Source organism: Rhodococcus sp. NPDC055112, from assembly GCF_053607505.1.
Genome location: NZ_JBSGTR010000010.1, coordinates 106,038 through 117,598, shown reverse-complemented (window position 1 = coordinate 117,598; position 11,561 = coordinate 106,038). Strand labels below are relative to the sequence as shown.

The following is an 11,561-nucleotide window of genomic DNA, read 5'->3' as shown; positions in this document are numbered from 1 at the left end:
GTTGACGAGTGTCAGGACTCGTCAACCGCGCACGGGCGCGTCAGCGCCTGCCGCGCTTGGTCGGCTTGCCGCCCTTGGTGTTCCGGGGGGTCGGGGTCTTGCCCGCCTTCGCGCGCGCCGCTTGTTTCGCGGCCGCCTTCTGGGAGGCGGTGCGCTTGGGGGCCGGCTCCTGCGCATCGCGACCGCGGGAGCTGTTGACGCTGCGGCCCCGCACGATCCCGACGAACTCCTCCACCCGGTCCGTGGTCGCATCCTGCGGCCAGGCCAACGCGACCGGCGACTCAGGCGCATCGGTGACGGTGCGGTAGGTGAGGTCCTTGCGGTGGTGCAGCCGGGCCAGCGACTGCGGCAGCACCAGCACCCCGATCCCGGCCGCGACCAGCTCGATCGCGTCGGCGGTGGTGGCGGGCCGCTGGGCGGCGGGCGTCCCCGGCAGCGACGCCCAGTCGAGTGCGTCGTCGAGGGGGTGCAGCACGATCTCGCCCTCCAGGTCCGTCGTCGACACCGCGTCGGCTGCGGTGACCACGTGGTCCTTCGGCACCACGACGACCGGGGTCTCCTCGTACAACGCGATCACGCTCAGGCCGCCGCTGTCGATCGGCAGCCGCACCAGGCCTGCGTCCGCGAGGCCGTCCCGCAACAGGGTCGGCGCGTCGGCCGCGGTGGTGACGACCAGCTCCAGCCGGATGTCGGGGTGGCGTTCGCCCCAGATCCGCACCCACTTGGACGGGGTGACGCCGGGCACATAGGCGAGCCGGAACGGGGTGGGCGCATCGGGCTCGGTCATTCCGCCAGGCTACCGGGGCGGGGAGCTCGAGTGGCAGCTCGATAGGCTGAACCCATGAGCGCGCAGAAGACACCCCAGACGATGAAGCCGGCGACCGCCGCGAAGAAGCTGGACGTCTACCTCGAGGCAACCCCCGCCGAGTTCCGCGACGGTGTGGTGACTCGCGACGAGCTCGCAGAGCTGCGCGCGAACCCGCCACAGTGGCTGATCGATCTGCGCGCCGAGGGCCCGCACCCGAAGTCCGTGGTTGCCGACAAGCTCGGTGTCTCGATCGCCGGGCTGGCCCGCGGCGGCGTCGAGGAGGCGCTCACCACCGCCCAGATCGAGGCGCTGCTCGCCGATCAGCCGGACTGGCTGCAGGCCGAGCGCAAGTCGCTGGTGGACGTCCGCAAGGACGAGAAGCGGATCAAGGAGCAGCAGGCGACCCGCCGCGAGCAGTCGAACCGCAAGCAGCGGTTCGCGAAGCCGATCCACCACCCGAACGCGGACTAGGCCGCCGGCTCGTAGGTCCACCGGCCGCCGAGCATCGTGCCCAACACGGGCGTCGACGCGAGACCGGCGCCGGTGGTCGGGAGCTCGTCGGTGTCCAGCACCACCAGGTCCGCGAGGTCGCCGATCGTGACCCTCGCGCGGCCGCCGGTCGACGCGGCGAGGGCGACCTCCCACGGGATCTCGTGCTCGCGGTGCCACACCCGGCCGTCAGGCAGGGTGCGGTCCACCGCGGCGGCGAGGGTCAGCCACGGGTCCAGCGGCGCAACCGGAGCATCCGATCCCAATGCCAACCGCGCTCCCGAGGCCAGCAGGGTGCCGTACGGGAACGCCCGGCCGGTGCGGCCTGCCCAGTAACGTTCGGCCAGGTCCGCATCGTCGTGCACGTGTGCGGGCTGGACGCTCGCGATCACACCAAGTCCGGCAAAGCGCCGAAAGTCCTTCTTCGCCACCAGTTGCGCGTGCTCGACGGACCCGCGTGCACCCGTGGCCGCGAATGCGTCGAGCACCTGCTCACAGGCCTGGTCGCCGATCGCGTGGATCGCGCACTCGAGCCCGTGACCGGTGGCCCGCGCCATCAGCCCGATCAGCTCGCGCGGCGGCACCGACAGCACCCCGTGTTCGCCGTCCGGGTACGGGTCGTGGCAGTACGCGGTCCTGGTGCCGAGCGATCCGTCCACGATCACCTTCATCGGCCCGACCGTCGCCAGCCCGCGGGTACCCGGCACCGCGTCCCCGGTTGCCGCACCGTCGGCGATCGCGTGGTCGAGCCACCGCGGCCAGATGCCGCACCGCACCCGCAACCGGTCGGTGCCTGCGGCGATCCGCCGCGCCCACGCCGCGCGGTTGTCGGCGATCTCGAAGTCCGTCACCCCCACGACCCCGCGCGCGGCTGCGGCCCGTACCGCCGCGTCGACCCGGCGATCGAGCACTGCCGGGTCCACCCGTTGCACGTCGTTCATGATCGGCATGAACTCGGTCTCGGTGAGCAGCCCGCTCGGGTGCGGCGCGAGCGAGAAGCGCCGCAGCGCCGCGGTGTTGAACCAGCCGCTGTGCAGGTCGCCACTCATCGCGACGACCGGCCGGTCCGCGGTGGCCGCGTCCAGCAGTGCGGCGGTGGGGGAGTCCGGCCACAGGCCGTCCCGGAACCCGTGCGCGACGACGACATCGGTGTCGGCCGTCGGCAGATGCTCCGCGATCAACCGAACGGCGTGCGCGGCCGAGGTCGCCGCCGACAGGTCGAGTGTGGCGCGCGAGAGCGCCCACTGGTCGAGGTGTACGTGCGCGTCCCACAGGCCCGGGAGCACCAGCCGCCCACCGACATCCACGACGTCCGACGCGGCGTGGCCGTCGCCTCCGATCCGGTCGCCGGTGACCATCAGATCCGTCGGCGCCTCGCCCGGAGCCAACCGTGCCCCCCGCAGCAGCATCGCGCTCACCCCTCGACGACCTCGAACTCGTCGAACACCACCTCGCCCGCCGCGTCCGACTCCGCCAGGTTCACCTCGCCGACCAGCGCCCAGCCGTGATCGCCCTGCGGATCGGCGATGGTCTGGCGCACCCGCCACAGCTCCGGTTCCACCTGGACCGAGAACAGTTGCGGTCCCCTGGCATCGGGGCCGGTGCCGATCTCGTCGTACTCGTCGAAGTACAGCTCCATCAGATCGGACCAGTCGTCCGATTCCAGTCCGTCGCCGAGTTCGGCGAGCGCGTCCCAGCGCTTGCGCGAGGCCAGCTCGATCCGCTTGAACATCGCGTTGCGGATCATCACCTTGAAGGCCCTGGTGTTCGCGGAGACCGGGCGCGGGATGTCGGCGCCGAACGCGATCTGCTGGTCGTCGGACTCCACGCCCGGATTGGTGAGCTGCTCCCACTCGTCCAGCAGCGACGAGTCGACCTGGCGGATCAGCTCGCCCAGCCACTCGGTGATGTCCTCGAGCTCCTCGGTGCGGGCCGAGTCGGGCACGGTCTGACGCAGCGCCCGGTAGGCATCGGCGAGGTAGCGCAGTACCAGGCCCTCGGAGCGGGCCAGCCCGTAGTGGCTGACCAGCTCGGCGAACGTCATCACGTTCTCCACCATGTCCCGCACCACCGACTTGGGGGAGAGGGCGAACTCGGAGACCCAGGGGTGCCCGCCGCGGTACATCTCGAACGCGGGATAGAGCAGTTCCTCCAACGGTTTCGGCCAGGTGATCTCCTCGAGCAGCTCCATCCGCTCGTCGTACTCGATGCCGTCGGCCTTCATCTGCGCCACCGCCTCGCCGCGGGCATGGTGCTGCTGGCCCATCAGGATCTGGCGGGGGTCGTCCAGGGTGGACTCGATCACCGAGACCACGTCGAGGGCGTAGGTCACCGACTCCTGGTCGAGCAGTTCGATCGCCGCCAGCGCGAACGGCGACAGCGGCTGGTTGAGTGCGAAGTCGCGCTGCAGGTCCACCGTCAGCCTGGCCCACGACCCGTCCGGGTCCGGGGCGTCGAGTTGCTCGACGATGCCTGCCTGGACCAGTCCGCGGTACAGCGCGATCGCCCTGAGGATGTGCTTGCGCTGCTGGGGGCGGGTCTCGTGGCTGTCCTCGAGGAGGTGACGCATCGCGTCGAAGCAGTTGCCAGGGCGGGCGATCACGTTGAGCAGCATCGAGTTCGAGACCCGGAACCGGGACGTGAGCTGCTCGGGGGAAGCGGAGACGAGGCGCTCGAACGTCGGTTCCCCCCATGACACGAAGCCCTCCGGCGGCTTCTTGCGCTGAATCTTCTTGAGCTTCTTCGGGTCGTCGCCCGCCCTCGCCACGAGCCGGTGGTTCTCGATCTCGTACTCCGGGGCCTGCACCACCACGGTGCCCATGGTGTCGTAGCCGGCGCGGCCCGCCCGGCCCGCGATCTGATGGAACTCGCGGGCGCGCAGGTGCCGGGTCCTGGTGCCGTCGTACTTGGTGAGCCCGGTCAGCAGCACGGTCCGGATCGGCACGTTGATGCCGACGCCGAGGGTGTCGGTTCCGCAGATGACCTTGAGCAGTCCGTCTTGCGCGAGCTTCTCGATGAGCCTGCGGTACTTGGGCAGCATTCCCGCGTGGTGCACGCCGATGCCGTGCCGGACCAAGCGGGACAACGTCTTCCCGAAGCCGGTGCTGAACCGGAAGCTCCCGATCGCCTCCGCGATGGCGTCCTTTTCCTCCCGGCTGCTCATGTTGACACTGGTCAACGCCTGCGCCCGTTCGAGCGCCGCGGCCTGGGTGAAGTGCACCACGTACACGGGTGCCTGGTTCGTTGTGGCCAGTTCCTCGATGGTCTCGCCGATGGGCGTGCGGGCATACGAGAAGGACAGCGGCACCGGCCGTTCGGTGCCGCCGACCAGCGTCGTCGGGCGTCCGGTCCGGCGGGTCAGGTCCTCCTGGAAGAACGAGACGTCACCGAGTGTCGCGGACATCAGCAGGAACTGGGCGTGCGGGAGTTCGATCAGGGGGACCTGCCAGGCCCATCCGCGGTCCGGCTCGGAGTAGTAATGGAACTCGTCCATCACGACCTGGCCGATGTCGGAGTCGGCGCCCTGCCGCAGCGCGAGGTTCGCCACGATCTCCGCGGTGGCGCAGATGATCGGCGCGCCGGCGTTGACCGAGGCGTCGCCGGTCATCATGCCGACGTTCTCGGCGCCGAACACCTCGCAGAGGGCGAAGAACTTCTCGCTCACCAGCGCCTTGATCGGTGCCGTGTAGTAGGTGCGCCTGCCCTCGGCGAGCGCCGCGAAGTGGGCGCCGATCGCCACCATCGACTTGCCGGACCCCGTCGGGGTGGACAGGATGACGTTTGCGCCCGAGACCACCTCGATCAGCGACTCCTCCTGCGCCGGATACAGGGTCAGGCCCTGTTCGGCCGTCCACCGTGAGAAGGCGTCGAAGAGCGAGTCGGCATCGGGACTCGCGGGGACCAGGTCGGAGAGCAGCACCGACCCAGGTTACGGCCTGGCCGGGGTCAGGTCGCGCTGCGCTCGTCCGATCCCATCGCCTCCAGCACGGCCTCGCGGGTGGAATCGGTGCCGGTGATCTGCGATTCGCCGACGCCGTCGATGAGCATCTGCCGCCACCGTGCGGGGTCGAACTCCAGCGGCGCGGTGCTCGCGATGAAGTCCTCGACCACCTGCAAGAAGCGGATGGGGTCGTCGTGGAACGGGAAATGGCCGCTGCCGCGGAAGATCTCCAGGCGTGAGCCCGGCATCGCGGAGTGCGCCAGGTGGGCGTGGCTGACCGGGATCACCGAGTCGACATCGCCCCAGATGATCTGGACAGGCAACTCGGCTGTCAGGTAACAGCGGTCCAACATGGTGATCGCCTGGCCACGCCAGTCCACGGCCGCCCGCAGCGTGCGCAGGAAGGCCTCCCGTGCGGTGGGATCGGGCAGGTCGCTGAGCACCCGCACCAGGTCGGGCGCGTCGTGGAAGACCCGCACCGCCTTGAAGGGCCCCCGGTACAGCTGGTCGGCGATCTTGCCGAGCACCCCGAGGGCGGAGATGGTGCCGGGGATCTGCAGCAGGCGCAGCGACTGGTTCGCGATCGGTAGCGAGGCGAACCGCAGCGCCGGGTTGACGTCCTTGGTCACGCCCCCGGTCGAGACCACCACGAGGCGTTCGACCATCTGCGGGAACTGGTACGCGAACTGCAGCGCGACGCCGCCGCCCAGCGAATGGCCGATGACCGTGACGCGGTCGTAGCCGAGCACCGTGAGCAGATCCCGCATCCCGTTCGCGTAGGCCGCGATGGAGTAGTCGGCACGCGGCTTGTCCGAACGGCCGTGGCCGAGCAGGTCGGGCGCGATCACCGTGAAGTGCTTGGCGAGGTGCGGGATGATGTCGTTCCAGGTCGACGAGTTGTCGCCGATGCCGTGGATCAGCAGGAGCGGCGGACCCTCGCCTGCCATCCGGAAGGCCCGCCGGTACCCGTGCACGGTCCGGAAGACGAGGCGCGGTTCGGTGTCCGGAACCGGCCGCAACGCGCGGCCTTTGCGTTCACTCATGTCGCCTCCTCTGTCGCCGGCTGTGCCGACCCCTAAGTCACTGACTTGGGCGATCGTATAGTTCGGGGGGTCGGCCCGCCGGGTAACTGTGTAACCGAGTCACAGATCGGGCTCGTCTCGGTCGGTCTTCTCGTCCAGTCCGGCCTGCTCAGCGAGGAATTTCTCGAATTCCGCGCCGAGTTCGTCGCCGCTGGGCAGGTCGGCCTCCCCGGCGAGCAGGGTGGACTGGCGCTCCTGCGCCGCGACGAACGAGTCGTACTGGCGTTCCAGTGCGGCGACGACGGACTGGACCTCGTCGTTGCCGGTGATCTGCGCGTCGACCTGCTCGCGGACGCGGGCGGCCGCCTCGCCGAGGGCGGCCAGCGGCAGCTCCAGGTCCGCGATCTCGCCGAGGTTCTCCAGCAGCGTCTCCGCGGCCGCCGGATAGTCCGTCTGTGCCAGGTAGTGCGGCACGTGCACCGAGTAACCCATCGACTCGTGACCGTGCTGGGCCATCCGCAGCTCCAGCAGCGCGGAGGCGCTGCCCGGGATCTGCAGTTCCCCTGACCAGCTCTGGTTCTCGCCGATCAGGTCCTTGTTCGTCGAGTGGGCCGTCACCCCGAGCGGGCGGGTGTGCGGGATCGCCATCGGAATCGCACCGAGGGAGATGGTGCGCCGCACCCCGAGCTGCTCGGCGAGCAGCCGCACCGCTGTCGTGAAGCGTTCCCACTTCAGGTCGGGCTCCAGGCCCGCGAGCAGCAGAAACGGCGTTCCGGCGGTGTCGCGGAGCGCATAGAGGTTGAGCTCCGGCTCGTCGTAGTCGGAGAAGTGGTCCGCCTTGAAGGTCATCGTGGGTCGACGCGATCGGTAGTCGATCAGCTCATCCACGGAGAACGACGCGACGAGTTCGGTCTCCAGGCTCTCGCGGAGGTGGGTGGTGGCGATCTTCACCGCGTGTCCCGCGTCGGAGAATCCCTCGAGACCATGCACCAGCACCGGCCCTCGGCCGTCGCCCGCGGACACCTGGGGTGCCGGGAATTCCAGCTCGTACATCCTCGACTGATCGTCCATCAGTGATCCCTTCGCGTTTCGTTCACTCTCAGTGTCCCCCACCCGGCTGCGAGCACCCACACCCGATATCGGAAAAACGTGCCGCGGCGTCACATTCATTCCCGGAACCGGCGTTTTTGTGCTGACAGCGAACGGTCGTTCGACGACACCGCAGCCCGCCTGCGGCGGCCCGGCCTGCGGAGGTGGCACAGTGGTGGGGCAGTGTCCCGCGAGTACTGGAGGACTTTCCGTTGAAGCGCCGCATCCTGTTCGCGGGCCTCGCCATGGGCGCATGCCTTGGTGTCGCCGGGTGTTCGTCCAGCGTGGACGGGATGGCGAGCCCGGTGGCCGCCGCAGGCCCCTCGTCGTCGGCGGCCGCCGACGGGACAGGCGAGGACGGCCGGGTTGACGCGACCCTGGAGTCGATGCTGTTGACCCCCACCGATTTTCCGGCGCCCTACCAGGCCATCGTGCTGCCGCCACATGCCGTCTCGCAGGCCGCAGCGGACCTGGACGGGATCCCGCCGGGCGCCAAGGTCGACCCGGCCGGCTGTAAACCGCCCGCCCAGGACTACGGCCCGGACGGCACCGCGATGATCGTCGGCACCGACAACGCGAACAGGTCCACCATCTCGGTGGAGCTGATGCGGTCGGATCTGCCGCTCGACAAGCGCATCGGAGAGATCGAGCGGTGCCTGGAGGTGACCACCACCAAGGACGGCGCCGAGGCGGTCGTGCGGACCGAGATCCTGCCTGCGCCGCCGCTGAATGCGGACGACACCATCGCCATGCGACAGACGGTGACCTCCGGCAAGGGTGCGGGGAAGGTGACCCAGTCGATGCTCACGCTGGTCGCGCAGATCGATGACGTGCGGGTTTCGGCGACCTACATGTCGTTCGGGGACGGAAAGCCGGACACGGTGGTGCTGGACCAGGTGTTCACGGAGGCTGTGCAGCGGGTCAACGCGGCCTGACCGGCAGCACCTGTGGATAGTCCGGGTTCCCTCCACAGGTCCGGCGAAGCCGCTGGTCGAGGCCGCGGCCCGGTCGGTGCAGGGCGGCATGGTCCTGGCCATGACAACCATGCATCCCGACCAGCCGGAGCGACCCGGCAATCCGACGCTGATGTCCGGCGGTCCGGTCCGCATCGGCGACCCCGGTGACCTGATCGCGGCGATCCCCGCGATGCTGGGGTTTCGGCCCGCACATTCACTGGTCCTCGTCTGTCTCGACGGCGGCGACTGCCCTGCCCGGGTGCGGGCGGTGATGCGGCACGACCTGCCGGACGGCACGGTCGGCCCGCTCGATCGGGAGGCCATCGAACGGATGTCCCTCGTCTGCGCACGCGAGGACATCGGCGCGGTCATCGCGGTGATCGTCGACGCGCAACGGGCGGCAGGCATGCACCGTGCCGTGGTCGGTGAACTCGACCTGCACCTGAGCGGTCGCGGCGTCGTTCTGGTGGGAGCGCTGGTGGTCACCGAGATCGTGGCGGGGCGGCCGTGGCGAGGGCTGTGCGGCGATCCCCGTCGCGGACGGCTCCCGGACCCGGCGGCGTCCGGCGTCGCCCTCGCCCAGGTGGTCGGCGGGCGCGCGATCCGTTCCTCGCGCGAGGAACTGGAGGCGGTCGTGGCCCCGCACCCGGAGCGGGAGCGCGCCCGTCTCGCGGAGCTGCTGCGCGACCGGCCCGCGCGCCGTTCGCGCCCGCGGGACGAGCTGCGGCTGGTACTCACCCGGATCGCGGAGCTGGCCTCCGGGCAGGCGCCACACCTCCACGACCTCGTGGACCTGACCAGGGCGTTGTCGAACCCGCGGGTGCGCGACGCGCTGCTGTCGCTCGCGGTGACCGCCGAGGCGGATGCGGCCGAGCAGCTGTGGATCCTGCTGGCCCGGGCGCTGCCCGATCCGGAGCGGGCCGAGCCCGCGGCCCTGCTCGGCTACAGCGCGTATGTCCGCGGGGACGGGCCGATGGCGGGGGTGGCCCTCGTCGCGGCGCTGGAGGCGAACCCGCGGCACCGGCTGGCAGGCATGCTCGACGCCGCGCTGCAGTCCGGCATGCGGCCGGAGACCGTCTCGGGGCTCGCCGTCACCGGGTTCGACGAGGCCGAGAGGCTCGGGGTGCGGATGCCGCCACCGGTCGACGGCGGTTGAGCGGATGGCGGGTCATGGGAAGTTGTGCGCGATGATCTCCGTCACCAGCTCCGCGGTCGGGAAGTCGGCCATCACCATGCCCAGCCGGCCGGGGCCGCCGGCCTCCAGATGGTCCTGGGTGCGGGGGAGGATCCCGACGACGCCGGGGACACCGCGCGCGACGGTGACCGGGACCGTGCCGGTCACCATGGCGGCGGGGTTCCCGGTGGCGCTGAGATGGTTGATGAACAGGGTGTCGGGAGACCCGGTGCTGGCTCGCTCGAACTGTGCGCGGATCAGGTCCCACTTGCGGCCGATGTCGGCCAGGCCGGTCAGCTCGTAGGTGTCCTGGATCGCCATGCTCGCGTCGCCGAACCGCGGCCCGGGCCAGGCCACCGCGTCGAAGTTCCGGAGCACCACGAGTTTGCCGCGGGCCTCACCGAGGCTGGGGAGTCCGCCGTCGTATCCGACGGACGGGCGCCACAGGTGTTCTCGGAGCCGGTCCCCGGTCTCCGGGTTCTCGTTGATGTACCAGTTCAGCGTGTCCTCGTAGCTGCGGGTGTTCTCGGCGGGCGTGTGCTCCTCTTTGAGCCGCATGACGATCGCCTCGGTGGGATGGGCGCGCAGGAAATCGGTGAGCGCGACCACCACGTCGGTGAAGCTCGAGTTCAGGTACTCGATCCCGTGATGAATGGGGAACTCGTTCCGGAAATGCCGGGTGCGGATGTCGACGGCGCGGACCCCGGCCCTCAGCTGGGTCGGCAGGTCGGCGTCCTGGGTGAGTGCGAACACGGAGGCACCGGAAGCCATCGTGTCGTGGGTGCCGGGCAGCGACAGCTCCGCGAGCCCGGCCCCGTCGGGCAGTCCGGCCATCCAGTCCGGGTTGACGGCGTCGGCCAGTCCGCTCGATTCCAGCGACCCGGAGGTGGACCCGGCGTCGGACCCGGTCGTCGCGGACGCGAGCGGGGCGGGCAGCACCACGGTCGCGATCGTGAGAATCACCAGGGCGCGCGCGAACCCGCGCCTGTCGACGGAGAAATTCATCGTGGCAGCGTGCCACGCCGACACCGTCGATGGTGCAAAAAGTGGCTATTTGGTGTCTAACGGGTGAACGGTTGGGGTCAGCCGCGATGCGTGGCGTGCGACCGGTCGCCCAACTCCTGCAGGAACTCCCAGGCATCCGCGACGATCTCGTCGAGGTCGGTGTGCTGCGGCCGCCAGCCGAGTTCGGCGATGGCCCGCTCGCTGGAGGCGATGAGGACCGCGGGATCGCCCGCGCGGCGCGGGGCGTCCTCCACGGCGATTGGCAGCCCGGTGACGCGCCGACAGGCCGAGATCACCTCGCGGACACTGAAACCGGCCCCACTGCCGAGGTTGTAGATGCTGTGTGCGCCAGGGGTCGCGGCCCCCAGCGCCAGCAGGTGCGCCTCCGCGAGGTCCAGGACGTGGATGTAATCGCGGACCGCGGTGCCGTCCTGGGTCGGCCAGTCGGTGCCGAAGACCGAGATCTTGTCCCGCTGACCGAGGGCAACCTGCAACACGAGCGGGATGAGATGTGTTTCCACGACCCGGTTTTCGCCGGCGCCGCGGTACGCGCCCGCGACATTGAAGTAGCGCAGGCTGGTGGCGGCCAGCCCGTACGCATTGGCATACGAGGTGATCGCGTGGTCGATCGCCAGCTTCGTGGCCCCGTAGGGGTTGGTCGGCCTCGTCGGATCCGTCTCGGTGATCGGGGAGCGCTCCGGCTCGCCGTACGTCGCGGCCGTGGAGGAGAAGACCAGCTTCGGCGTGCGGGAGACCCGCATCGCCTCGAGGAGCTCGATCGTGGCGACGACGTTTCCGCGCCAGTACTTTTCGGGCGCGACGACCGATTCGCCGACGAGCGACTGCGCCGCGAAGTGCAGTACGCCGTCGAATCGGGGCTCGGTCGACCCGTCGCCGAGAACGGACGAGGCGACCTCGGCGACGTCGCCCTCGACGAACTCTGCGCCCGTCGGCACCGCGTCCGCGTTCCCGGTGGACAGATCGTCGACGACGACCACCTCGTGGCCGCGTTCGAGCAGGACGGTGGCACACACGCTGCCGACATAGCCGGCACCGCCGGTGACCAGGAGTCGCACGC

Annotated in this window: 10 protein-coding genes; 3 read left to right on the top strand and 7 right to left on the bottom strand. The window is 70.1% G+C overall.

What is annotated here, in order from left to right:
* Positions 1 to 40: 40 nt before the first annotated feature.
* Positions 41 to 787, bottom strand: a complete 747-nt coding sequence (locus tag ACWFRB_RS08065; protein WP_452640074.1) for a LysR family transcriptional regulator substrate-binding protein — start codon at positions 785 to 787, stop codon at positions 41 to 43.
* 54 nt (positions 788 to 841) lie between these two features.
* On the opposite strand from ACWFRB_RS08065, the gene ACWFRB_RS08060 reads away from it, so the two are divergent.
* The gene (locus tag ACWFRB_RS08060) at positions 842 to 1,279 is read left to right on the top strand and encodes a DUF5997 family protein (protein WP_452640072.1); all 438 of its coding nucleotides are present in this window, start codon (positions 842 to 844) and stop codon (positions 1,277 to 1,279) included.
* Here the strand turns inward: ACWFRB_RS08060 and ACWFRB_RS08055 are convergent.
* The 4 genes from ACWFRB_RS08055 to ACWFRB_RS08040 form a co-directional block, all read right to left on the bottom strand.
* Complete coding sequence (locus tag ACWFRB_RS08055) at positions 1,276 to 2,706, bottom strand: amidohydrolase family protein (RefSeq protein ID WP_452640096.1); 1,431 nt, start codon at positions 2,704 to 2,706, stop codon at positions 1,276 to 1,278. The genes ACWFRB_RS08060 and ACWFRB_RS08055 overlap by 4 nt on opposite strands.
* 5 nt (positions 2,707 to 2,711) lie before the next feature.
* Positions 2,712 to 5,216: a DEAD/DEAH box helicase gene (locus ACWFRB_RS08050; RefSeq protein WP_452640070.1), complete on the bottom strand. Its 2,505-nt coding sequence runs from the start codon at positions 5,214 to 5,216 to the stop codon at positions 2,712 to 2,714.
* Between the two features lie 26 nt (positions 5,217 to 5,242).
* On the bottom strand, positions 5,243 to 6,280 hold the full coding sequence (locus ACWFRB_RS08045) for an alpha/beta fold hydrolase (protein ID WP_452640068.1): 1,038 nt from the start codon (positions 6,278 to 6,280) through the stop codon (positions 5,243 to 5,245).
* A gap of 99 nt (positions 6,281 to 6,379) precedes the next feature.
* Complete coding sequence (locus ACWFRB_RS08040; protein ID WP_027499525.1) at positions 6,380 to 7,330, bottom strand: proteasome assembly chaperone family protein; 951 nt, start codon at positions 7,328 to 7,330, stop codon at positions 6,380 to 6,382.
* 263 nt (positions 7,331 to 7,593) lie between these two features.
* On the opposite strand from ACWFRB_RS08040, the gene ACWFRB_RS08035 reads away from it, so the two are divergent.
* Positions 7,594 to 8,283, top strand: coding sequence for a DUF5642 family protein (locus ACWFRB_RS08035; RefSeq protein WP_452640094.1), 690 nt, complete (start codon positions 7,594 to 7,596; stop codon positions 8,281 to 8,283).
* 100 nt (positions 8,284 to 8,383) lie between these two features.
* Entirely contained in the window at positions 8,384 to 9,460 is a 1,077-nt protein-coding gene (locus ACWFRB_RS08030) for a DUF4192 domain-containing protein (RefSeq protein ID WP_452640066.1), read from the top strand.
* A gap of 12 nt (positions 9,461 to 9,472) precedes the next feature.
* Here the strand turns inward: ACWFRB_RS08030 and ACWFRB_RS08025 are convergent, their stop codons facing one another.
* Positions 9,473 to 10,483 carry a phosphatidylinositol-specific phospholipase C gene (locus ACWFRB_RS08025; protein WP_452640064.1) on the bottom strand — a complete coding sequence of 337 codons (1,011 nt, stop codon included), beginning with the start codon at positions 10,481 to 10,483 and terminating at the stop codon, positions 9,473 to 9,475.
* 77 nt (positions 10,484 to 10,560) lie between these two features.
* Positions 10,561 to 11,559 carry a UDP-glucose 4-epimerase GalE gene (gene galE / locus ACWFRB_RS08020; protein WP_452640062.1) on the bottom strand — a complete coding sequence of 333 codons (999 nt, stop codon included), beginning with the start codon at positions 11,557 to 11,559 and terminating at the stop codon, positions 10,561 to 10,563.
* Between the last annotated feature and the right edge of the window lie 2 nt (positions 11,560 to 11,561).